25 protein-coding genes are annotated in these 22793 nt (G+C 35.9%); 24 read left to right on the top strand and 1 reads right to left on the bottom strand.

Annotated features, from left to right (window positions below; translation table 11 throughout):
- The first annotated feature begins 151 nt into the window (after window positions 1-151).
- The 6 genes from SPD48_RS05530 to SPD48_RS05555 all read left to right on the top strand — a co-directional run bounded on the left by SPD48_RS05530 (window position 152) and on the right by SPD48_RS05555 (window position 7201).
- Entirely contained in the window at window positions 152-1141 is a 990-nt protein-coding gene (locus SPD48_RS05530; RefSeq protein WP_336257085.1) for a thiamine pyrophosphate-dependent dehydrogenase E1 component subunit alpha, read from the top strand.
- 13 nt (window positions 1142-1154) lie between these two features.
- Entirely contained in the window at window positions 1155-2138 is a 984-nt protein-coding gene (locus SPD48_RS05535; RefSeq protein WP_336257086.1) for an alpha-ketoacid dehydrogenase subunit beta, read from the top strand.
- 15 nt (window positions 2139-2153) lie between these two features.
- Entirely contained in the window at window positions 2154-3488 is a 1335-nt protein-coding gene (locus SPD48_RS05540) for a dihydrolipoamide acetyltransferase family protein (RefSeq protein WP_336257087.1), read from the top strand.
- Between the two features lie 370 nt (window positions 3489-3858).
- Window positions 3859-5238 (top strand): dihydrolipoyl dehydrogenase, encoded by a 1380-nt coding sequence (lpdA, locus tag SPD48_RS05545; RefSeq protein WP_336257088.1) that lies wholly within the window; start codon window positions 3859-3861, stop codon window positions 5236-5238.
- Window positions 5239-5450: 212 nt separating this feature from the next.
- Window positions 5451-6401 carry a sugar-binding transcriptional regulator gene (locus SPD48_RS05550; RefSeq protein WP_336257089.1) on the top strand — a complete coding sequence of 317 codons (951 nt, stop codon included), beginning with the start codon at window positions 5451-5453 and terminating at the stop codon, window positions 6399-6401.
- A 26-nt stretch (window positions 6402-6427) separates the two neighbouring features.
- Window positions 6428-7201, top strand: coding sequence for a Cof-type HAD-IIB family hydrolase (locus SPD48_RS05555; RefSeq protein ID WP_336257090.1), 774 nt, complete (start codon window positions 6428-6430; stop codon window positions 7199-7201).
- A 327-nt stretch (window positions 7202-7528) separates the two neighbouring features.
- Here the strand turns inward: SPD48_RS05555 and SPD48_RS05560 are convergent, their stop codons facing one another.
- On the bottom strand, window positions 7529-8821 hold the full coding sequence (locus tag SPD48_RS05560) for an NAD(P)H-dependent oxidoreductase (RefSeq protein ID WP_336257091.1): 1293 nt from the start codon (window positions 8819-8821) through the stop codon (window positions 7529-7531).
- Window positions 8822-9120: 299 nt separating this feature from the next.
- Between SPD48_RS05560 and SPD48_RS05565 the strand changes: the two genes are divergently transcribed.
- From SPD48_RS05565 to SPD48_RS05650, 18 genes are all read left to right on the top strand, one after another.
- A complete protein-coding gene (locus SPD48_RS05565; RefSeq protein ID WP_336257092.1) occupies window positions 9121-9486 on the top strand; it encodes a transcriptional regulator GutM in 366 nt (121 codons plus the stop codon).
- Window positions 9487-9500: 14 nt separating this feature from the next.
- Window positions 9501-10040, top strand: coding sequence for a PTS glucitol/sorbitol transporter subunit IIC (srlA, locus tag SPD48_RS05570; protein WP_336257093.1), 540 nt, complete (start codon window positions 9501-9503; stop codon window positions 10038-10040).
- A 17-nt stretch (window positions 10041-10057) separates the two neighbouring features.
- A complete protein-coding gene (srlE, locus tag SPD48_RS05575; protein WP_336257094.1) occupies window positions 10058-11068 on the top strand; it encodes a PTS glucitol/sorbitol transporter subunit IIB in 1011 nt (336 codons plus the stop codon).
- A 28-nt stretch (window positions 11069-11096) separates the two neighbouring features.
- The gene (locus SPD48_RS05580; protein ID WP_336257095.1) at window positions 11097-11462 is read left to right on the top strand and encodes a PTS glucitol/sorbitol transporter subunit IIA; all 366 of its coding nucleotides are present in this window, start codon (window positions 11097-11099) and stop codon (window positions 11460-11462) included.
- Window positions 11463-11498: 36 nt separating this feature from the next.
- Window positions 11499-11765 (top strand): phosphocarrier protein HPr, encoded by a 267-nt coding sequence (locus tag SPD48_RS05585; RefSeq protein WP_336257096.1) that lies wholly within the window; start codon window positions 11499-11501, stop codon window positions 11763-11765.
- On the top strand, window positions 11765-13483 hold the full coding sequence (gene ptsP / locus SPD48_RS05590) for a phosphoenolpyruvate--protein phosphotransferase (protein ID WP_336257097.1): 1719 nt from the start codon (window positions 11765-11767) through the stop codon (window positions 13481-13483). The genes SPD48_RS05585 and ptsP overlap by 1 nt, the downstream gene beginning before the upstream one ends.
- A gap of 286 nt (window positions 13484-13769) precedes the next feature.
- The gene (locus tag SPD48_RS05595; protein ID WP_336257098.1) at window positions 13770-14297 is read left to right on the top strand and encodes an RNA polymerase sigma factor; all 528 of its coding nucleotides are present in this window, start codon (window positions 13770-13772) and stop codon (window positions 14295-14297) included.
- A complete protein-coding gene (locus SPD48_RS05600; protein WP_336257099.1) occupies window positions 14290-15324 on the top strand; it encodes a DUF4179 domain-containing protein in 1035 nt (344 codons plus the stop codon). Before SPD48_RS05595 ends, SPD48_RS05600 begins: the two co-directional genes overlap by 8 nt.
- Window positions 15325-15826: 502 nt before the next feature.
- Window positions 15827-16198, top strand: coding sequence for a hypothetical protein (locus SPD48_RS05605; RefSeq protein ID WP_336257100.1), 372 nt, complete (start codon window positions 15827-15829; stop codon window positions 16196-16198).
- A gap of 14 nt (window positions 16199-16212) precedes the next feature.
- On the top strand, window positions 16213-16512 hold the full coding sequence (locus SPD48_RS05610) for a WXG100 family type VII secretion target (RefSeq protein WP_336257101.1): 300 nt from the start codon (window positions 16213-16215) through the stop codon (window positions 16510-16512).
- A complete protein-coding gene (locus SPD48_RS05615) occupies window positions 16509-17219 on the top strand; it encodes a DUF5081 family protein (protein WP_336257102.1) in 711 nt (236 codons plus the stop codon). Before SPD48_RS05610 ends, SPD48_RS05615 begins: the two co-directional genes overlap by 4 nt.
- Window positions 17212-17547: a hypothetical protein gene (locus SPD48_RS05620; RefSeq protein WP_336257103.1), complete on the top strand. Its 336-nt coding sequence runs from the start codon at window positions 17212-17214 to the stop codon at window positions 17545-17547. The genes SPD48_RS05615 and SPD48_RS05620 overlap by 8 nt, the downstream gene beginning before the upstream one ends.
- A 4-nt stretch (window positions 17548-17551) precedes the next feature.
- Window positions 17552-19198, top strand: a complete 1647-nt coding sequence (locus tag SPD48_RS05625) for an HNH/ENDO VII family nuclease (RefSeq protein WP_336257104.1) — start codon at window positions 17552-17554, stop codon at window positions 19196-19198.
- Window positions 19195-19638, top strand: coding sequence for an SMI1/KNR4 family protein (locus SPD48_RS05630; RefSeq protein ID WP_336257105.1), 444 nt, complete (start codon window positions 19195-19197; stop codon window positions 19636-19638). Before SPD48_RS05625 ends, SPD48_RS05630 begins: the two co-directional genes overlap by 4 nt.
- 231 nt (window positions 19639-19869) lie before the next feature.
- On the top strand, window positions 19870-20787 hold the full coding sequence (locus SPD48_RS05635) for a hypothetical protein (protein ID WP_336257106.1): 918 nt from the start codon (window positions 19870-19872) through the stop codon (window positions 20785-20787).
- A gap of 18 nt (window positions 20788-20805) precedes the next feature.
- Entirely contained in the window at window positions 20806-21315 is a 510-nt protein-coding gene (locus SPD48_RS05640; RefSeq protein ID WP_336257107.1) for an ankyrin repeat domain-containing protein, read from the top strand.
- A 550-nt stretch (window positions 21316-21865) separates the two neighbouring features.
- Entirely contained in the window at window positions 21866-22189 is a 324-nt protein-coding gene (locus SPD48_RS05645; protein ID WP_336257108.1) for a hypothetical protein, read from the top strand.
- Between the two features lie 68 nt (window positions 22190-22257).
- Window positions 22258-22761 carry an SMI1/KNR4 family protein gene (locus SPD48_RS05650; protein WP_336257109.1) on the top strand — a complete coding sequence of 168 codons (504 nt, stop codon included), beginning with the start codon at window positions 22258-22260 and terminating at the stop codon, window positions 22759-22761.
- The last annotated feature ends 32 nt before the right edge of the window (window positions 22762-22793 follow it).

Genomic DNA, 22793 nt, shown 5'->3' on the forward strand with positions numbered 1-22793 from the left:
CGAAATTGATTATCTCCTCTATGATTATTACAAAAGTAATGTTAAGGAACCAATGTAAATAAAAGTGCTTAAACTCTATGCTATATCTTGGTTTAACTACTTTATGGTCATTATGTTAAAAAATATAAATTTCAAAGAGGAGTGGAAGTAAATGAGTGCGTATCAATTATCTGATTTGAAGCGAGAATTCAGTAAGGAAGAATTGAAAGAATTATATAAAAAAATGTGGGATATTAGATGGTTTGAAGAAAAGGTGGATGAGTTCTTTGCCAAAGGAATGATCCATGGGACTACTCACTTATGTGTTGGTCAAGAAGCAAGTGCAGTTGGCTCTTGTGCTGTTTTAAACCCAGACGATAAAATTACGAGTACACACCGGGGACATGGTCATTGTATCGCAAAAGGTGCAGAAGTAAATAAAATGATGGCTGAATTATTTGGAAGAACAACTGGTTACTGTAAAGGAAAAGGCGGTTCTATGCATATTGCTGATGTTGAAAAAGGGAACCTTGGTGCCAACGGTATTGTTGGTGGAGGGATTCCTCTAGCAGTTGGTTCTGCATTAACGGCTCATATGAAAAAGTTGGACTATGTGACCGTTTGTTATTTCGGTGACGGGGCAACGAATGAAGGCAGTTTCCATGAAGCACTGAACTTAGCTGCGGTTTGGAATCTTCCAGTCGTCTTTATTTGTGAAAATAACCAGTACGGAATGTCAGGTCCAGTAAAAGATATGGTGAAAATTGAAAATATTTCAGAACGTGCAAAAGCTTATGGATTTCCGGGTGTCACAATTGATGGAAATGACATGATTGAGATTATGAATACGACAGAAGAAGCAGTAGAACGTGCAAGAAGTGGTAATGGACCAACATTAATTGAAATGAAAACATACCGCTGGAAAGGTCATTCGAAGAGTGATGCCAGATTATACCGTACTCGTGAAGAGGAAAGTGAATGGAAAGAGAAAGATCCAATCAAACGTTTCCAAGAAGTATTAATTGCTGCAGAAGTTTTCACAGCAGAAGATGCAGAAGCGATTCGTAAACAATCTAAAAAAGATATTGAAGATTCAGTTGAATTTGCAAAAGAAGGACCAATGCCTACAAAAGAGGATTTATTAACAGACATATATGCATAATAGGAGGGTAATCATGAGAGAACTAACATATTTAGAAGCAGTCCGAGAAGCGATGCAACAAGAAATGAGAGAAAATGAAGACGTCTATATTTTAGGAGAAGATATTGGATTATATGGCGGAGCATTCGGTGTTACGCGCGGTATGCTTGAAGAATTTGGACCGGAGCGTATTCGAAATACACCAATTAGTGAATCAGGAATTGCTGGTGCAGCAGTCGGATCAGCTTTGACAGGAATGCGCCCAATTTTAGAACTGCAATTCTCTGATTTTATTACGATTGCAATGGATCAAATGGTTAACCAAGCAGCAAAATTACGATACATGTATGGCGGAAAAGGAAATGTGCCAATGGTGTTACGTACTCCAAGTGGTTCTGGTACAGGAGCGGCAGCACAGCACTCGCAAAGTTTAGAAGCATGGATGACTCATATTCCAGGGTTAAAAGTTGTTCAGCCATCATCCCCTTATGATGTAAAAGGGTTATTAAAAGCAGCGATCGATGATCCGAACCCAGTTATATTCTATGAGCACAAATTATTATATGGAACAAAAGGCGAGGTACCAGAAGAACAGTACTCGATTCCGCTTGGAGTTGCCGATGTGAAGCGAGAAGGAACAGATGTGACGATCGTAGCGACTGCAATTATGGTGAATAAAGCATTAGAAGCGGCGAAAGAATTAGAAAAAGAAGGGATTAGTGTGGAGGTTGTTGATCCACGTACCTTAGTTCCTTTAGATACAGAAACGATTATTAAATCAGTTTCCAAAACAGGCAGACTGGTTGTTGTTCATGAAGCGGTCAAGCGCGGAGGATACGGCGGTGAAATCGCTAGTATGGTTGCTGAAAGTGAAGCGTTCGATTACTTAGACGCGCCAATCAAGCGTCTTGGCGGAATTGAATCTCCAATTCCATACAATCCGGAATTGGAGCGGATGGCAGTTCCGCAAATTCCAGACATTGTTCAAGCTGTAAAAGAAACATTAAACAAAGCGTAAGGGAGGCAGACATTCGTGGCTAAAGAAATTTTTATGCCGAAACTAAGCAGTACGATGGAAGTAGGAACATTACTTCAGTGGTTCAAAGAAGAGGGCGATTCGGTGGAAGTCGGTGAAGCTCTATTTGAAATCATGACAGACAAAATTAATATCGAAGTTGAATCGTATGAAGAAGGAATTTTATTAAAACGTTATTTTGATGTCGATGATGAAGTTCCAATTAATACAGTGATCGGCTATATCGGTGAGGCTGATGAAGAAGTGCCTGATACTCCTCCTAGTCAAGCAGAAGAGGAAGAAGAAGCCGAGACATCTGAGCAAGAGGAAGCGGTAGTCGCATCTAGCCCAAGCTCAGATCAAGAGGAAACAGATGCCAACGGGAAAGTGCGCGCAACGCCTGCCGCCAGAAAAGCAGCCCGTGACAATGACCTTGAATTACGAAACGTTTCCGGCTCAGGACCTAAAGGTCGAATTCATAAGCAAGACGTACTTGATTATACAAAAGAAAATGAAGTTCTCATAACACCACTTGCTGAAAAAATGGCAAAGGATCATGGTCTGGACATTTCAGCGATTAAAGGAACTGGCGTTAGAGGCAAAATTGAAAAGCAAGATGTAGAAAGTTATTTAGCGTCACAAACAGCTAGTACTGGAGCAGAAGAGCCAGAACGTGTTAAATTGAAAGGCTTGCGTAAAGCTGTTGCAGATAAAATGTTGGAAAGTGCAAGATCGATTCCTCATGTTACATTAACAACTGAAGTTGATATGACGACTGTGATGAATATGCGCAAACAGTTACTTCCTGCAGTGGAAGAACAGACAGGATTCCGCTTATCTTTCACGGAAATTATAATTAAAGCTGTCGCATACACCTTAACGAAGTATCCAACGATTAATGCATCGTTAATTGGTGATGAGATTGTGTTAAACAAACACGTGAACATCGGTCTTGCAGTTGCTGTAGAAAACGGATTAATTGTACCATCGATTCACGATGCAGATAAAAAAGGTCTTGCCGAACTGACAGAAGTAAGCAAAACGCTTGGCATGAAAGCAAGAGATAGTAAATTAACACCTGCAGAAATGACAGGGAGTACATTTACGATCAGTAATCTGGGCATGTATGCGATTGATGGATTTACACCAATTATCAATCCGCCTGAGACAGCTATTTTAGGTGTTGGGCGCATTAATGAAAAACCTGTAGTCGTTGATAAGGCAATTGAGATCAAGCCAATGATGGTACTTAGCTTATCGTTTGACCACCGTGCGATTGACGGTGCTCCTGCGGCAGAATTTTTAACAGCATTAAAAGAAACCTTAGAAAATCCATTTAGTATACTTGTATAAATTATTAAAGACTTAAACATATCAAAAATGATTTTTTTTAAGACGAACAATGTCAGATGGGTATAATGCGCTTTGGAAATATACTTCGCTTTCTGTGGGTGGCTAGTAAGCCTCCTCGTGGGTAATTTAAGGAAGGCCGACTAAAGTCACCCTTTGCGGGCGACATCGGCATATCCTTTGTCGGGGCAGGGTCTCACCGAGGCCTTTGTACCCACGAAGCACAGGACGTGACCGAAATTAGCCGACCAGGAGTCTACGTATATTTCCTACGCTTAACTAGTATATTGTTCGTTTTTTTCATATATCAATACTTTTTTCCTTATTATTTTATAAATAACTGTAACCTAAACAATCTTAGGAGGTTAATAGAATGGAGCAATTTGATGTAGCAATTGTCGGTGGTGGGCCGGGAGGATATGTCGCAGCCATTCGAGCTGCAAAATCTGGTTTATCCGTAGCTTTAATAGAAGGAAATGAATTAGGCGGTACCTGTTTAAATCGTGGATGTATCCCTTCAAAAACACTTTTAAAGCATGCCGAAGCATTAAAGCAAATTAAGGACAGTTCAGCTCTAGCAATTCATGTGGAAAATGTTTCAGTAGATTTAGCGGCAATGGTCGATAGAAAAAACAATGTAATTAATCAATTAAAGAACGGAATTAAAGGATTATTACGTCAAAATAAAATTAAGCATTATCAAGGATATGGATATGTTGCTGATGATGGTAAAGTAACGATCAAAAGCGAGAAATCTAACGAGAACATTCAAGCCAAACATGTCATCTTGGCAACCGGATCACAAGTATTCATTCCGCCGATCCAAGGTGCTGATGAAGTCACGATGCATACAAGTGATACGATTTTTGACATTGAAGAAATTCCAGAACGTCTTGTTATTGTTGGCGGTGGTGTAATCGGTTTAGAGATTGCTTGTATTTTTAATAGTTTAGGTACGAAAGTAGATATCGTGGAAATGGCTGATCGAATTATACCAATGGAAGATCGTGAAGCTGGCGAGTTTTTAAAGAAAGAATTAGAAAATGATGGGATCACTTTCCATACTAATGCCCAAGTAACCGAATTTAAAAAGACGGAAACAGATAACAAAGTAATTTTTCACAAAGACGGAAAAGAAACAACATTAGCTACGGACATTATTTTAATGAGTGTTGGCCGGAGACCGAATGTAACAGGAATAGAAGACTTGTCCATTCAGTATGATGGTCCGTTTGTGAAAGTAAATAAAAATATGCAGACATCTAACCCGAATATCTATGCGATTGGTGATCTAATAGGTGGATTCCAATTAGCACACGCCGCTAGCAATGAAGGCTTACGTGCAGTGGATCATATTTTAGGTAAGGAAAATAAAAAGAATGCAGTCATTCCTCGTTGTGTGTATACATTCCCAGAAATTGCGAGTGTCGGCTTAACAGAAGAACAAGCAAAAGAAGCTGGACATCAAGTAAAAGTGAAAAAAATCGATTTGGCTGGAAATGGAAAAGCCATTTCAGCATTAGAAAATCGAGGTTTTATGAAAATAATTGCCGATAAAAAGTATAACGAAATTCTAGGGGTTGTGATGGTTGGTGCGCATGTTACTGAGATGATCAGCCAAGCCACAGCATTCATGCATTTAGAAGGAACAGTGGATGAAATGGAAAGTATGGTGTTTCCTCATCCTACTTTAGCAGAAGGTTTATTTGAAGCAGCTAGTGCTTATTTAGGAAAAGGAATTCATTATAATTAACCTTTTTAGCAGATAAGAAGAAATAAATCTTTTTATACTGCTCACTGGCTAAAGATGCGACTTCCTGATACTGCGCTTACTCGTCCTGACGAAGGGCATGTTTTCTTTAGTGATTAGTCAAGTCTTCTGAAGAATGCTAAAAAAAGGATTTATTTTGTTTGCTAAAAGAAATACAGTATAATATGGGGTAAAAGTATGAGGGGATGTACGGAATGAGGTTTGATGATCGCAGAGTAATGACTAAGATAGCCTCGCTATACTATTTCGATGGCTGGACACAAGCAAAAATCGCCAAAAAATATGGTGTATCTAGACCAGTTATTTCGAAGGCTCTTCAACGAGCTAAAGATGAAGGTATAGTTGAAATTTATATAAAAGATGAGAGTGTTCATACGGTTAAATTAGAAAAAGAATTGGAACAAAAATATTCTTTAAAAGAAGTGATTGTTGTATCGACCGAAAATTTTTCCGAAGAAATGATTCTGAAATCACTCGGAAAGGCAATGGCTTCTTATGTGAATAGTGTTGTAAAAAACGATATGAAAATCGGAATCTCATGGGGAAAAACATTAGCAGCTTTTGTGGAAGAATATCCATTTGAACGGCACGAATCCATCCATGTGATTCCTTTAGTTGGCGGGATGGGACGAAACCAAGTAGAAGTACATGCCAATCAGTTAGCAAATCGATTAGCTCATAAAGTAGGTGGCACCTGTACCTATCTATACGCACCTGCTATAGTCGGATCCAAAGATTTAAAGGACCGCTTAATTGACTCTGAAGATTTAATTGAAGTGTTAGAAGAAGGAAGAAATGTGAATGTAGCGTTAGTTGGTGTCGGAAATCCTTATATAGGCTCCACGATGACGGATATTGGTTATTTAGAGGAAAAAGATTTGGCTGAGATTAAAGCTTCTGGTGTAGTAGGGGATATCAATTCACAATTTTTTGACCGGAGTGGTACAAATACTCATCTTCCGATAAATGACCGAGTGATCGGAATCGGATTAACCGATTTGAAGAATATTGAAGAAGTTGTTTGTATTGGGCATGGAGACCATAAAGTAGAGAGTATCCATCTAGCTGCTACATTTAATTTTATTGATGTACTAATAACAGATGAACATACAGCGAAACAATTAACGAAGATGAAACCTAAATGAGATAATTTTGCAGATGAGGTGTGGACATGTCAATAGAAGTTGTGTTCTTTGATATAGATGGCACATTGATTGATGTAAATAAGCGAACTGCAAGTAAAACGGTAGAAGCGATCAATCAATTAAAAGAGAATGGAACTAAAGTGGTTATTGCAACAGGAAGATCTCCTAGACATATAGTAGATATTCAAAAAATGTTTAATATTGATTCATTTGTTTGTTTTAATGGCTCAATAGGTGTGAATGAAGGAGCAAGTATTTTTCACCATGCGTTAAATCATGCACATTTAACTGACTTAGTGAAAGACACGGATGCTAATGCTCATCCAATGGCCTTTTTAAACAATCTAGGAAGTTATACAAATGCAGAAAACGACGATAGAATTAAAGTAACATTTGATCATTTAAAGGAAGAAATGCCTGAATATCGACCAACAGTTTGGGAGGAAGAACCAATTATTCAAAGCTTTTTATATTGCTCTCCAGATGAACAGAAATTTTATGAAGAAAGTCACCCGGAATTGAAATTTACAAGATGGCATAAATATGCTATGGATGTAAATAATTGTGATATGAATAAATCAGTTGGTATCCGGTCTTATTTAGAGTATTTAGATATTGATCCTAAAAATGCAGCTGCATTTGGTGATAATCTTAACGATTTAGAAATGCTTAGTTATGTAGGATATGGAGTTGCGATGGGTAATGCTATTGACGCTGCCAAAGAAAAAGCTGACTTTGTAACAAAATCCTTGCATGATAACGGAATTTATTATGGTTTAAAGCATCTAGAATTAATTTAATTTATATATAAAAAGGCACTTGGCCTATCCTGAACATAAGTATAACATTGCCTCTGTCTTGCAACAATATGGCTTTGAGGAAGGCCGACTTAGAACAAGGCTTTGCGCCTAACATCGGCATACCCCTAGTGATGAGGGCATGTTTTTTAGCGATAAGCCAAGTTTTCTAACGTTCTTCAGTTATACAGAATGTTTTAATGAACAGTCAAAAAGATGATCCCAAACTAATATCGGGATCATCTTTTATTTCATCTTGTTTTTTAAAAATGTTCGCTTTTCTAGAACAGTTCATTGTAAGAGTAGCTAATTGCTTTTTTTATTAATTGATTAATATTTCTGTTGGTCTTGTAATTTACGTAATGTCCAAATAGTAGACGTTTTTGTTTGTTCTACTGCATCATACGTAATTACTTCGCCTTTTTTAATGTCTTTTTGAACAACGACATTATGATCAACTAGTCCAATCGGAAGAGCATTTAATTGTTCAGCTTCTTCTTTTTTATAAATTTTTCCGTAAACAGTATAGCCGCCGATTTCATCGAGATTTTCACCTTTTTTAAGATCACGTTTTGCAACAGCAACTGTTTCTGCAACCATTCCATTCATCGGAGCAATAGTCGGCTCATGATCGAAAAACGCTTTTGCTACAGATAAAGGTGTTTCTAAGCTTGCTAAGTGATAAGGACGATACAATACATAATAAGGTCCTTCACCTAAGTTCAAGTATTGTAGCTCTTCATTTACTTCTTCACTTGAAGATGTAATAATAGCAAAAACCCCTGGAGCAACTCCATTAACAAACTCGACAACTTTCTTCTGTGAAAAGATACCGCCGTCTTCTTTAGGAATCAACAGTTTTGGTAAGTCTTTCACCGTACCACTTACTCCATGCATGCCAGGTTTATCTGGTACAAAACCAGTTGCATTGGCAACAGCAGTCATTTCAACCATTGTTTTTGTTCCATCTTGGAAAGATGCAATCATTTTAGGATTTGCTTTTTTTGCATCCGCAATTTCTTTTACGCTATCAGGCGTAGCTTCTAAATTTAATGGATTATTTTTTCCTTTTCCAAGTGCAACAATTTCAAAGTTAATTGCATCGGCAAAATCATATAATTCCATAATTGATCCTGGTTCATCACCAGCAGAACCTGTATAAACCACATCAGCACTAGTAGCCATATGATATAAAAGTGGTCCGATAGTTACGTCTGTTTCAACATTTAACATAACGATATGTTTTTTGTTTAAGATAGATTGTAAAGCAACATTCGCTCCTACATCCGGAACTCCAGTAGCATCTACAATTACATCAATCGAATCCATCTTCGTAAGAATATTATAATCGTTCGTTGCAACTACTTGATTATTCTCAGCGGCTTGATTTGCTTCTTCTAAAGAAGATGCTGAAGTGATTTTATTTTCTTCAATACCTGCAAATTTAAATGCAGACTTTACAGCTTCTACATTTATGTCAGCAATCGCAGAAACTTGCATGCCTTTCATTCCTTCAATTTGAGAAACCATTCCTCGACCCATTTGGCCTGCTCCGACTAATCCAACATGAATCCGTTTACCTTCCTTTTGGAAAGCTGCTAATTTTCTATTAATACCAATCATACGCTCACCTCATTATGTCTGCTTAATTACCTTTGTTCTTTATAATTACATTTGTAAATAATTTTACTCCTATTATGCTAGAAGTCAAGTGAAAATGCGTGAGAGTATTAAAATAGTATTATGTTCACACTATCTAAAACGCATTTAATTATTTGTAACATTTAAATGGGTCGTAAAGATAAAAGTCAATTTTTACATCGAAAAGAATTGACTTTAAGTATATAAATAGATAAAATAGTTTCAAAGGTAACTTACCTGAACAAAAGTAACCGATTTCAATAATAAAGGAGGATGAGGATGTGTGGGGCTATATAATTATTGGCTTTGTATTGATGTGGGTACTCCAAATAGTCCTTTCAGCATTCCAATTGAAACATTATAACAAAACAATCCGAGAAATGAGTCAAGGGAAAAGTGGCTATCTAGGAGTAGGGGTTGATAAACGACGTTTCGGAGTTGGTTCTGTTGTTATTATCGTTTGTGATAAAGATGGTTATGTAACAGAAAGCAAAACTTTGGAAGGGGTTACCGTTTTTCAACGCTTCAAAGAAAATAAAACAATTTTAAACGAGCATATTGATGGATTGTTAAACGACGATCATGAGCATTTTAGTGTTGCGACTAAAATGGCTGTAGATAAAATATATTCACAAATGGTTGTATAAAAGGAGGAGAAAAAATGGATTTTCTAGTTAAGTTAGCAGAAGGTTTTATCGGGATGTTCCAAGAGGGTGGAGATACATTTGTTGGATTGGTTACAGGGATCATTCCATTATTAATCGCACTAATAACATTTGTAAATGCTTTGATCCATTTAATTGGAGAAGAACGGATAAACCGTCTTGCAGAGAGAAGTACAAAGAACATTATTTTAAGATATACTCTATTTCCTGTTCTGTCGGTATTCTTTCTGACAAATCCAATGGCTTATACTTTTGGTAAGTTTTTACCGGAAAAACAAAAGCCGGCATTTTATGATTCGGCAGTATCATTCGTCCATCCGGTTACTGGATTGTTCCCACACGCAAACCCGGCAGAATTATTTGTTTACATGGGGATTGCGGCAGGGATTACAGAATTAGGATTATCGCTCGGACCATTAGCGATCCGGTACTTCTTAGTTGGAATTATCGTAATTTTAATACGTGGTATTGTTACCGAAAAAATTACAATTTATATGATGAATAAAAGAGAAAAACAAATGGCTAATCAGCAATAATTAGGGGGGAGAATAATATGTCTAATTTTAAAGCTGTTAAAATTTCCAAGGGTTCTAATGGATGGGGTGGTCCGTTAACGATCTCACCTAAAGAGGAAAAGAAATTTGTTGTTTCTGTCACAGGAGGAGGAATCCATCCTATTGCTCAGAAAATTGCTGATATGACTGGAGGAGAAGCTGTAGATGGCTTTACTACAAAAGTAGAAAGCGATCAGATGGCATGTGTCATTATTGACTGTGGTGGAACAGCGCGATGTGGTGTTTATCCAAAGATGAATGTGTTAACCATTAACCTTACACCAACACCTCCATCAGGCCCTTTGATGAAATATATTAAAGAAGATAATTTTGTTTCTGGAGTAAAAGCAAATAATATTGAATTATTAGGTGAAACTGCACCTATTGAAGAAGAAAAAGCAGAAGATAAACAAGAAGCTTCGTATCAAGAAATTAAAAAAGAAGCAAAAGAGCAATATGCCAAAATGACTGAAGGTAAAAAGGCAAATATTTTAGAACGTTTAGGTCGTGGCGTTGGATCGGTTGTCAATGTGTTTTATCAAGCCGGACGAGAAACGATCGAACAAGTAATTAAAAATATTTTACCGTTTATGGCTTTTGTCAGTGTTCTTATTGGGATTATAAACTATACTGGAATTGGAGATTTAATTGCAAATATTGTTACACCATTAGCGGCTAACTTTTGGGGATTATTAATTTTATCCGTCATTATTTCAGTTCCAATCTTGTCTCCATTACTTGGACCTGGTGCTGTTATTGCCCAAGTTGTTGGAGTTTTGGTTGGTGTTGAAATTGGGAAAGGAAATATTCCACCACAATTAGCGTTACCAGCTCTATTTGCCATTAACCCGCAAGTAGGTGCTGATTTTGTACCAGTAGGTTTAACATTAGGAGAAGCAGAGGCAGAAACGATTGAAGTCGGGGTGCCGGCTGTATTGATTTCCCGGCAATTTACCGGTCCATTAGCAGTCATTATTGCTTACCTCTTCAGCTTTGGACTATATTCATAATATTATATGACGAAAGGGTAGATCAGACATGATATACGAATCCATAGTAACTAAAATCGGTGAAGATGTAGAAGATTTTTTAGAAGAAAAAATGGTTGTGTTATTTAATGAAAATGTCCCGGAAGAATTAACATCTATCGCGTTAGTACATGAAGAAAAAGAAATGAATGGTGAGGTAAACGCGGGTGATTATTTTGTCTTAGGAGACGTAAAATATAAAGTACTTGCAGTTGGAAACAAAGCGAATGAAACATTACATGAACTAGGACATTGTACGATTAAATTTTCTGTTCCGGCAGAAGATGACTTACCAGGAACTATTGTTGTAGAAGATAAAGCAATTCCTGAATTAGTTGCAGGATTAGCTATTAAATTTGAAAAAAGCGCAGAATAATGTGGAATATCAAGTTGTTGTTTGGGGGTAGTTGAGATGATTGAAAAAACATTTACGGTTACTAGCAAAGAAGGAATCCATGCGAGACCAGCGACTATTTTAGTTAAAAAAGCAAGTGAATATAAATCTGATATCCATCTGGAATATAAAGAAAAAAAAGTAAACCTAAAGTCGATTATGGGTGTAATGTCTATTGGAATTCCAATGAATGCAACATTTCGCATCATATTAGATGGTGAGGACGAACAAGAGGGCCTACAAGGAATAACTGAAAAAATGATTGATGAAGGAATTGCAAGTTAATGACAAATATACTAACTGGAATTTCGGCGTCTAAAGGTATAGCAATCGCAAGGCCCTATTTATTAAAAGACCCCGATCTTTCCTATGAAGCAGTGGAAATTGATAATGTTTCAAGTGAGTCAGCGAAATTAAAAAGCGCCCTTGAACAGGCAAAAATAGAGATATTGGTTATTCAGGATAATTTAAAACAATCTGGAGCAAATGAGGAAGCGGAAATTTTCGCGGCTCACTTAATGTTGTTAGAGGACCCAGAATTAATTTCAGCAATAGAAGCAAAAATATCAGAAGAAAAAGTAAATGTAGAAGCAGCAGTAGATGAAGTTATGCAATCATATATTATTATGTTTGAATCAATGGATGATGAATATTTAAAAGAAAGAGCTGCAGATATTAAGGATATCAGAAAGAGAGTTCTCTCGCATCTACTTAATAAGCCTTTACCAGATCTTAGTTTAATTGACGATGAAGTGATCATTATTGCAGAAGATCTTACTCCTTCTGCAACTGCACAATTAGATGTTCGCTATGTAAAAGGTTTTATAACGGATGTTGGCGGAAGAACTTCTCATTCAGCAATTATGGCCCGGACGATGGGAATTCCGGCTATAGTCGGAACGTCAAATGCTAGTCAAGTTATCGAAGCAGATGATATGTTAATTATAGATGGCTCTAAAGCAGAAGTGCTGATCAACCCTGAAACTAATGTGTTAAAAAATTATCAGTCCATGTTAGAAGAAGAACTACGTTCAAAAGAATTTTTATTAAAATATGTAGATGTTCCAACGAAAACGACAGATCATGTGAACGTTAATCTGAGTGCAAACATTGGTTCTCCACTTGATTTGGAAGCCGTAGTGAAAAACGGAGCAGAAGGAATCGGCTTATATCGTACCGAGTTTTTATATATGGGAAGTAAACAAGCCCCTACTGAAGATGAGCAGTATGAAGCATATAAAAAAGTTTTAGAAACAATGGGAAATCGTCCTGTGACTGTGCGGACCCTCGATATTGGTGGGGATAAAGAGTTATCTTATTTAGATTTACCGAAAGAAATGAATCCGTTTTTAGGTTTACGGGCAGTCCGTTATACATTACAGGAAACAGAATTATTTAGAATTCAATTACGAGCATTATTGCGTGCAAGCGTACATGGACATTTAAAGATTATGTTTCCAATGATTTCTACCTTTGAAGAATTTCACAGTGCTAAGCAATTATTGTTAGAAGAAAAATCGAATCTAAAAGATGAAGGCATACAAGTAAGTGATGATATTGAAATTGGTATCATGGTAGAGACTCCTTCTGTGATCATGATGGCAGATCAATTTGCTAAAGAGGTAGATTTCTTCAGTATTGGCACAAACGACTTGACCCAATATACCTTTGCTTGTGATCGGATGAATGAAAATGTTTCCTATTTATATCAATCCCATCATCCGGCAATCTTTAAGATGATTGAAAAAGTGATCCAAGCGGCACATCGTGAAGGAAAGCAAGTGAGTGTTTGTGGTGAATTAGCAAGTGATACAACTGCCCAGATTGTTTTAGTTGGAATGGGGATAGATACGCTTTCGATGAATGCATCCTCTATTTTAGAATCACGTGCATTTATTAATGGACAATCGAAGTCAGATTTAGAAAAGGTTGTTGAAAAAGTTAAAGAATGTACGATGGAAAATGAAGTAATAGAGCTTTTAAATAAACATATTGATAAGTAAATAATTACGTTTAGAAAAAGACTGCCATATAAAGTGATTGAAACTAAACTTTATATGACAGTTTTTTTGTGTCAATTCAACGCAAAGCTAGTATTTTCATCCGTGATCTTTTAAATTGATTGTCGATTATAATTAAATAAGGCAATAGAAAAAAGTTTGTAATCTTCAAGTTTAAAAAGGAAATTGGATGATAAATAACTATTTTACTTTTGGATGCAACCAATTGGCACTCTTCTATATCTAATATATTGAACAAACAAAAAAGCAGGAAGGGGTGATTGATGGAATGGGATCGACAAAAACATTAGTCAAAAAGGCAAAAAAGGGAGATGGGGAGGCATTTATTTCACTTGTAAAGCAGTATGAAGATGTATTATATCGGACGGCAAGCAGATTATTAAACAATGACGAAGATGTAGCCGACGTGATGCAGGAAGCTATTATATCGGCTTATGAAAATTTACATACATTAAAAAATAATGATTACTTTAATACGTGGCTTTGTAAAATTTTAATAAATAAATGTAACAGCTTGCTAAACAGGAAGAAGAACATCGTGAGTATGAATGATCATATAATCCCTGATAAGAAAAATGATGAGTTTCAAAAAGTAGAATTAGAGGAAGCACTTAATAGTTTAAATGAAGTGTACAGGGTAGCACTAATTTTATACTATATTGTCGGCTTGAATGTTCGAGAAATCAGTGAATTTTTAAAGGAGCCGGAAGGAACAATCAAGTCAAGACTTTCCAGAGCTAAAATGCAATTAAGAAAAAACTATTATAACAATGAGGGAGTGATTGCTTGTGAATAATAACTTTGAAAACGAGTTGATTCAAATGATGAATGAAGAAAGAGAGATCCCTAGTAATGTAAGACAATCAGTTGACCAAGCTTATGATTTAATCCGGTCTAAAGGTAAAAAGAAGAAAGTCCACTTTGTTTGGAAAAGAATAGCTGCTATAGCATGTGCATTGATTGTAACTGGATTTGTTCTTACGAATGAACATGTAATTGCTGGAATTAACGGTTTCTTTAATTTTGGAGATCAAGGTGTTGAACAGGCTTTAAATAATGGTTTTTCACAAGCAAATGATAGTGTGGCAACTGATAAGGACATTCAAATAACTTTAGGAAATTATTTTTTAGATGCGAATAAGTTAGGGATGAGTTTTCAGTTAGAATTTGAAGATCCAACCGTTCTAAAAAATATGGAAGATATGTCAATCGATTACCGAATAAAGAACGGTGATGGTGAATACATTGTTGAGTTTATTCCAGATACAAAACCTTTAAAAGGTGAAAACAAATATATATCAGGTCTTGATTATCAACTTTCAAATGTAGATGAGAGTACAGGAAAAGCTCAATTGGATGTACTGATGGAGTCTCATCAAGGAAATCTTCCTACTTTAGAAGATGCAGTAGTTGAAGTGGAGAGTGTCAATGTTTTTTATGATATAGATAAGCTTGAGAAAATAGACGGTGATTGGAAGCTTTCTGTAACTAATCCAGATAAGCAAAATGTTGATTCCCTAGTGCAATATGTCATGCAGGATGCATCTTCTACTATTCAGGTATCAGAAGCGAATGCAAATCCAACTTCGTTACACATAACATTTTCAGTGGAGGGAATATATGATGATGAAAGTGCATTTGTCGATCAGATGAAAGTCATAGACGAAGATGGAAATGAATATTTTTCGAATGGATTTAGTAGAGAAGTGAGTAATAATAAGACTATTATTTCAACAAACTTCCCATATACATCTTATTCTACCTCTGAAAAACTTACATTAATTATTGATGGAGTAGGAGAGGTGGAATTGGTCAAAGAGTAGATTGCTAAAGAATTTGTTTTATGCAATCTATGATGAAGGACTATTAACTAGACTTGTTTGAACAATAAATTAATACACACTTAAGAGTGATGTGCCCCCCGAAATTAGACCTACCATCTAATCTCGGGGGTATTTTTATAAATAATTGAAGTCTTTCCATGATAATCAACCTATTTCCCGGTTTTAGTTCCGAATAATCCGCCGTCCTACACAAGATTCTTTCCTCGTCATGTTCCTTTTTAAATTAAAATTAAGCCTTTACTGATGAAGTGGAGAGTGTTTGCTTAATTGTAAGCCTTATTTCCTAAACTACTATTTTATCCTATTATAAAATGGTAAAAAACTCCTGCAAACGATGTGGGTTGGAAGAAAGTATGGTAATTAAATACTGCATAGTCATCCTCATGAAAAAACTTGAAATTAATGGTAATCTAAAAAGGATATTTAACGGTAAAATGCTTGTACTCTCTACGTCTATTTGAAGGAAAAGAGGGATGGTTAATTGATTGAATTTCTCCAACAGTTATTTAGAAGAAAAACGGAAGCGGAAAGAAAAAGAGATGAATACTATAAGTTGTATACGAAGCTCGGAAACATCTTGGAAGAACATGATAGAAAGGTAGAAGAATTTACGAGTGCGTATAACAGTTATCGAAACTCAGGACCTTATCTTTCACCATCGAAAATCCCATCCAATGACTTTGTTGAAAAACGCAAACAATTAAATGAACGATTAGATGCTCAATTTGAAAATGAGAAAGGTAAACGATTGAATTTAGTCATTGCGGTAAATCGTGCGTACGGTCGGTATGAGTATTATCGGAGTTTAGCTATTACAGAAGCCGAAAATTATGAGAGAGCAAAGAATAAATAAAGGAGTCAATAATAATGGACGACGTGGTCATTGATCAATCCAAATTAGAAGAGGCCAAACAACTTGCAAGCAAATTGGAAAACAGTGTGAAACGAACCCATATGTATTGTGAAACATTAGTTTCTACAGTTGCTTCCTCGACTTGGAAAGGGAAAAGCAAAGACGCATTTTTGTCGTATATCGAAATAATCGAACAATATCATGCCGAGTTATCCGAAGCGGTAAAGTTACAATCAACCGCTATAAAAAACTTAGAAGGTTATATTGCAGAGTTTCCACAAGATAATCGGGTGAAAAGGATGAAAAGTATATGAGCAAACGAGAATCGGATTTGTTTCATATAACAGAATTATATTTACTTGCCTCTGCCTTTGAATCAGAGATGCTATTTGGGTTACCCGATAAGAAAACATTGCATTTATTAGAAGGTGAAGTGGATAAGGTTGCACATCAAGCATTAGTAAAAAAAGAAATTTTAACGGAAGAAGGTAAAATCACAAAAGGTGGAGCATACGTGATTCGGGCGTTGGAGTTTTATTATTTAAGTAATAAATATGTGAGAATTAATAATTTAATGTTCGGTTTTCGCGAAGTGGATGAAGATGAAGTCATTATGCTTGTCGAAGTAGAGGACGGAAAGTACTATCGGCTGCATGTGATCTCAAAAGCACTTGTCTTAAAAATATTGATTGATCGTTTTCCATTTATATTACGCGAGCCAGAAAAAGAAGAGAAGGATTTTTTGAAGAAAGAATTGTCTACACAACATAGAGATGAACTCGGGAACCTCGAAATTGGGGAAGAGTTTATGAATCTTGAATTCTTTCATATAGGAGAAAGTCCTCAGGCAGAGGATAATCCGGAGTTTTACCAGCAGTGGTTCGCACTTCCTCATGATAAGAAGTTAATTATGATTGACCCGATGAAAGACAAATATTATCACGCAAGTCAGTATTGGTTTTTAAAATTGCTATTTGACGAAATGGATTTTCCATATAAGGAGGCAACGTCGAATGTCTAAGCCTGTATTAATGGATGGAGGCGGAGTGCGTGCAGAAATTAATATTGATGTCGATGAAATCACTTTGATCTTTCAGCAAATAGAATCTATTTTGAATGAGTTTGAGAGTACAATTATTCCGAACGTTGAAAAGTTGAAAACAAATGATTTCTATTCTTCAGGAAAAGCAAAGAAAGCGATGGATGCATTCCCCGAAGCAAACGAAAAAATAACTGAAATTTATAACCATTATGCAAGAGCTTCCCTATTAGTAATTGACACATTAACTAGCATGATGGAGGCAGACCGCACGATTGCTCTTGAAATTATCGAGAAGCTGGAGCTGTGATACAATGGATGTAAAATATATCCCTTCAGATTGGGAAAAGACAAAGCAAGGATTAAGTGAATTTGTTGGTGGCGGTCATTGGACGCTTAGCCCGTTCACAACAGCAAATGAGATTTGTAACAATCTTGATCAAGTTGAATCTGTCATTAGAAAATATGATAGTGACGGGTATATTTCCTTCAGCTATGATAATCAGAAAAAAAAGTATTATGAATTGAATGAGGACTTCTATGCCCTTCACCAATTTGTAAGTGAAGTCGGAACAATTGTCGATGATGTTATCGATGAACGGTTTTATAAAGATATGGATAAATTTGTGGAAGCGATTCGTGATTTAAGGATTGAAGAGTATAAAACGACAAATCGAATCGGTGCCATGCAGAAAATTAATACAGACTTTGCACCGAGCGGTGAAATTCCGAAGGCAGAAATCACGCTGGATGATCTTTTCGGTGGAGAAAATTTTTATGCGGATCAGATTAAGATCGAATATGACCAAATAAAAGAAATGTACCCTGACCAAGAATTCTCCTTAGAAGAATATAGGCAAATAGCATTAAACACCCATGCGTTCGAATACAACTCGATAAAAGATCAGCAGTATAATAAGGAATTTTGGGTTAGTATTGCCGCCTTAGTAGTAATTGTCGGTGCAGCACTTATTTTTCCACCGGCAGGTATTGCACTCGGAGCTATTTATGGTACATTAGAATTATCGACAGCCGTCACAGGAAAAGACTGGGTTTCCGGCCGGGAAGTTGGTACAGGAGAACGATGGTTTAGGGGCTTACTGGCACCGCTTGACCTCATCCCCGCTGTAGGATCTGTTAAGAAATTTGCCATCTTAGGAAGAGCTGGTAAATTGAAGCAAGCTGCCACGATAAGTTTGAAAACGTCGCCGGCGGTAAGACTGAAGGAGACGGTGGAAGGATCGATTCATACTGCACGTTTGGAAGGCCTAAACCGGATGAACCATTTAAAAGACTTTGCCAAAGGCCGTGCAATCGCTGTAGGAAAGAAGGTAGAAAAAGATATTATCGATGTCGGAAAAGGAATCGATAAAGGAGTTACCGTCGCTAAACAATTAAAGGAATCCGTATTTCCCAAACATCAGTTTGCAACCCCCGACGGAGCGATAGTTTCGGGAAGTAAAGTAGAAAATACTCATGCTGTAGAGAATTTCTTTAGAGCAAAGATTGAAGATGTGAAGGGGATTGGGAAGGGTACGGATAAATTAAATTCAACAAAAGATATTTATAAAGTATCGCCTAAAGATGTTCACCAAGCGCTAGAAGGCTATGAGCAAACTCATAAATTCACAGCACATTTTAGAGGATTTGAAGTAAAAGCACAGCGTTCATTATCACATATGTCTGATAAACAATTGATATACTCATTTAAAAAAGGTTACTCACCAAAGGATGGAGCAAATGATACAATTGTACTCCATCACCATGAACAAAACGTTGAGGGACCATTAATTGAGATGCCGAGTAGATACCATGATTTAGGGAATAAAAGACAACATCCATTTGGAAATTCAGGGGGAGTTGGCAGTGGAGAAGCTAGGATAGAATTTAATAAGTGGCGTAAAGAATATTGGAAGGCAAGGTATGCCAATGAAATGATTAAAAGGGGGATTATTGAATGAAGATAGAAATATTAAATGCCATCGATGAAGAATTCGAAATGTGCCCTGAAGCCTTTGGAGGACCTCTTAATATTGAGGAAGTAAACCAAGCAGAAGAAGAACTAAAAGTAAAATTGCCAGAGGATTATAAAGAATTTCTTTTGAGATATGGTTCTGGAGCAGTTGGTGAGGCTATTATTTTGGGATTGAAAGAGGCAGAGTTTGTTGCGACGCCATCATTTGTAGAGAAATCTCTACATTTTAGAAATGTACTCCCTAAAGGGTATGAGAACTTTACAGCTATTGGTATAGACGGTGCAGGAAATCCGGTAGGCTTTAATTCCCCGAATACAGAAATTATTACATTTGACTTTAACTTCGGAGGTAAAGAAATTATAGCAAAGAGTTTTGAGGAATACTTAGAAAAAGCAATCCGTGAAGAATTAAATATACATTTTTAACATCCAGGATATTAGTTGTAACAAGATAAACTTAAAAAATGACAAAACCTTGACATCACCAATGATATTTAACTAGAGAAGGTACTCCATGATCGCGATACGATCATGGAGTTTTTGATGTCCAACAAATAAAAAAGAATTCTAAATTATCTGGGATGATATAATGTTTAAGAACCAGGATGGAGAGGCTTATTTACATTGTTGATCCCTTCCTAACCCGTGGGATCCGTGATGGATTTTGAGATCTTAGGCGGAGCTGGAAAATTGAAGCAAGCTGCCACAATAAGTTTGAAAACGTCATCCGCAGTAAGACTGAAGGAGACGGTGGAAGCTTCGATTCATACTGCACGTCTGGACGGCCTAAACCGAATGAAACAGTTAAAAGACTTTGCTAAAGGCCGTGCAATCGCAGTTGGGAAGAAACTAGAAAGAGATATAATTGATGCCGTAAAAGGAATCGATAAAGGAGTTATCGCCGCTAAACAATTAAAGGAATCCGTATTTCCCAAACATCAGTTTGCAACCCCTGACGGAGCGATAGTTTCGGGAAGCAAAGTAGAAAACACTCATGCTGTAGAGAATTTCTTCAGAGCAAAGATTGAAGATGTGAAAGGTAGTAAGGGTACGGGTAATACTGTGAGTGATTATATTGATGAAATAATTGTGAACGGTAAAGTAGATGCCGATAAGATGAATAAGCTCAAAAATGCTATACAGAATAATACTTTTAGTGTAGATGAGCTTGCTGAAATTAGTAAAAAGATGTCTGAATTAGGTATAACTAAAGAATATGATGAAGCATTAATAAAAATTGATTTTGGTAAGTATCTAAGAGGACTAATAGGTGACCCACCTACAGCTACGATAGATCCACATGCACATCATATTCTATTCAAAAAAGGTCTTGGCCAGAAGCAACAAGAACTTGTTCGAGAAGGTCAAGAAATATTAAAAAAGTATGGAATAGAACCGATAATTGGTAAAGAAAATCTTGTCTGGGCACCAAATAGAATTGCAGGCCAGCATGGTATCGAACGTCTACAACATATTGTTGATAAGTTGAAAGCAGCAGATAGTTTTGGTGGAACTCGTGAAAAAATGATTGATATGCTTAGGTTACTAGGAGAAGAAGCAGAATCGATGAAATAAAAATATTAGGAGGATTTTATGGATAATAAGGATAAAGCAATAAAAATCTATGATTTAATTAAGAATGGTGATATAGAACAAGCGAAAGAGTTAATTATAAATGACCAGAGTTTGCTTAATTTTGTAACACCTTTTGGCACGTGGCTACATGTTGCGGCTAGAGCAGGAAAAATGGATATGATAAAATTTTTAGTTGAATCTGATATAGATATTAACATCAACGAGGGTGTACCAGAGTCAGCGCCTATTGCACATGCAGCTAGTGAAGGTGAACTTAGTATCGTAAAGTACTTATTTGATAATGGTGCATTATTAGATGTTAGTGATCCAAATAGAAATCCTCTATTTTCAGCGATTTATGGAGGACACCTTGATATTGTAAAGTTTCTTGTTCAAAATGGTATTGATATTACCGTTAAGTATACAGGGGATACAATGAAAGATATGGGAGCTTATGAATTTGCTATTGAAAGAGGGCAAATAGAGATTGCTGATTATTTAAAACAGAAGATGGATGAAAAAGAATAATAAAGAGTTACTGGGGATTATTCTAAAAATTACAACTCATCTTTTAAAGATAGATTAGTAAAGGATTACTTAATAGAGTGAGTTAACCATAAAGCACTTGATTGCCAATTAGGTAACAGGTGTTTTTGTTTTTTATGAAACAATTATGCTTTGGATAACATGAATGATGCTTTACTGAAATTCATAGCTCATGAAGGTAGTACCATCAAGGCATTCTGTTTTAGTACTTTGTTTGTGAAAATAATAAGATAAACAGGCGAGATGACATTTTACATGCCAAGAGGACTTATGATACTGTAAAACCCACAAACTAAAGACAATGACAAAAATCGTAATGCTAATGGTGGTAACAATAAGGATACATAAAGATAGTGAATAATAAAAAAGTGAAGATTTTGAGTGAGACAATAAGAATGAGATTTGTTTGAGAATCGAAAGCTCATGATGGTTGTACCATCATCATCATGGAGTATCGTTTTAATACTTGGATAGTAAGAAAAGTACGATAATTAGGTGAGATGATATTTTATATGGTAGGGGTAATTATGACATGGAGCCAGAAGTTAAAAATATAACAAATGGTGATGGTATAGAGTTTATTGATGGTAGGCCTAACTTCTTGCCGTGGTCAGAGGGTGATATTGTATTTGAGAAAGGAAAATTAACAGGTACCCCGAATGATTTTTCATTAGTATATGAACAAATACAGCAGCAATATAATTTACCATCAAAAAATGCTGCAAAGAAATTATTAAAACAAGCAGGAGTTACTCCACACCATAAGTCAAGTACAGTAATAGAATTAATACCAACTGATTTGCATGGAAATATTCCGCATATTGGTTCTGCATCTGATTTACGAGGAGGATTTTAAAAATGGAGCAATTTTAAAAAAAGTTAGAAGCAATAATTGATTTTGATATAAAAGAGATTAATGAAAGTTTGGATGAAGGCCATATAAAAAATCTAGAAGAAAAGTATAAGATAAAGTTACCTCTAGATTATTCATTTTACCTGCAACATTATGGTAATGATTATATTAGAGAAGATTATTGCTTTTTTCCCTCAAAAGATTTATCAAATAAAACTAAGCAAGCTCAATTTGAAATAGACTCATTTTATGGATTTTATAATGATGAAAATAATATTGTGGACAAGATAAACTTCTATAAAGATTTATTACCAGCTGATTTTATTCCTATTGCAGATTTACCTGGAGGAGATTTAGTTTGCCTTGGAACAAGAGATGACACACTAAATAAAATTTATTTTTGGTTTCACGAAATGGATGGAAATAATATATACTTAGTATCTGATTCTTTCGAAAGTTTTATAATGAATTTTAAAAGAATAAATGTCGAACAAAATAATTTAGAAAATGTTAATTTAAATTTAAGTGATAAGTTAAATACATTTCTAAATAATGCATCTAAAAAAATGAAATGATGATAAATGGGTTTTGAATTAAAAACCTTAAT

The organism is Pseudogracilibacillus sp. SE30717A (assembly GCF_037071985.1).
Taxonomy (GTDB): domain Bacteria; phylum Bacillota; class Bacilli; order Bacillales; family Amphibacillaceae; genus Pseudogracilibacillus.

Excerpts from the sequence above, each read along its gene's own strand:
- SPD48_RS05550 (WP_336257089.1), top strand. The coding sequence starts at position 5,451 with ATGAGGTTTGATGATCGCAGAGTAATGACTAAGATAGCCTCGCTATAC.
- ptsP (WP_336257097.1), top strand. The coding sequence starts at position 11,765 with ATGACAAATATACTAACTGGAATTTCGGCGTCTAAAGGTATAGCAATC.
- SPD48_RS05560 (WP_336257091.1), bottom strand. The coding sequence starts at position 8,821 with ATGATTGGTATTAATAGAAAATTAGCAGCTTTCCAAAAGGAAGGTAAA.
- lpdA (WP_336257088.1), top strand. The coding sequence starts at position 3,859 with ATGGAGCAATTTGATGTAGCAATTGTCGGTGGTGGGCCGGGAGGATAT.
- SPD48_RS05645 (WP_336257108.1), top strand. The coding sequence starts at position 21,866 with ATGGAGCCAGAAGTTAAAAATATAACAAATGGTGATGGTATAGAGTTT.
- SPD48_RS05610 (WP_336257101.1), top strand. The coding sequence starts at position 16,213 with ATGGACGACGTGGTCATTGATCAATCCAAATTAGAAGAGGCCAAACAA.
- srlE (WP_336257094.1), top strand. The coding sequence starts at position 10,058 with ATGTCTAATTTTAAAGCTGTTAAAATTTCCAAGGGTTCTAATGGATGG.
- SPD48_RS05555 (WP_336257090.1), top strand. The coding sequence starts at position 6,428 with ATGTCAATAGAAGTTGTGTTCTTTGATATAGATGGCACATTGATTGAT.
- SPD48_RS05580 (WP_336257095.1), top strand. The coding sequence starts at position 11,097 with ATGATATACGAATCCATAGTAACTAAAATCGGTGAAGATGTAGAAGAT.
- SPD48_RS05585 (WP_336257096.1), top strand. The coding sequence starts at position 11,499 with ATGATTGAAAAAACATTTACGGTTACTAGCAAAGAAGGAATCCATGCG.
- SPD48_RS05615 (WP_336257102.1), top strand. The coding sequence starts at position 16,509 with ATGAGCAAACGAGAATCGGATTTGTTTCATATAACAGAATTATATTTA.
- SPD48_RS05635 (WP_336257106.1), top strand. The coding sequence starts at position 19,870 with ATGGATTTTGAGATCTTAGGCGGAGCTGGAAAATTGAAGCAAGCTGCC.
- SPD48_RS05595 (WP_336257098.1), top strand. The coding sequence starts at position 13,770 with ATGGGATCGACAAAAACATTAGTCAAAAAGGCAAAAAAGGGAGATGGG.
- SPD48_RS05530 (WP_336257085.1), top strand. The coding sequence starts at position 152 with ATGAGTGCGTATCAATTATCTGATTTGAAGCGAGAATTCAGTAAGGAA.
- SPD48_RS05535 (WP_336257086.1), top strand. The coding sequence starts at position 1,155 with ATGAGAGAACTAACATATTTAGAAGCAGTCCGAGAAGCGATGCAACAA.
- SPD48_RS05625 (WP_336257104.1), top strand. The coding sequence starts at position 17,552 with ATGGATGTAAAATATATCCCTTCAGATTGGGAAAAGACAAAGCAAGGA.
- SPD48_RS05620 (WP_336257103.1), top strand. The coding sequence starts at position 17,212 with ATGTCTAAGCCTGTATTAATGGATGGAGGCGGAGTGCGTGCAGAAATT.
- SPD48_RS05630 (WP_336257105.1), top strand. The coding sequence starts at position 19,195 with ATGAAGATAGAAATATTAAATGCCATCGATGAAGAATTCGAAATGTGC.
- srlA (WP_336257093.1), top strand. The coding sequence starts at position 9,501 with ATGGATTTTCTAGTTAAGTTAGCAGAAGGTTTTATCGGGATGTTCCAA.
- SPD48_RS05640 (WP_336257107.1), top strand. The coding sequence starts at position 20,806 with ATGGATAATAAGGATAAAGCAATAAAAATCTATGATTTAATTAAGAAT.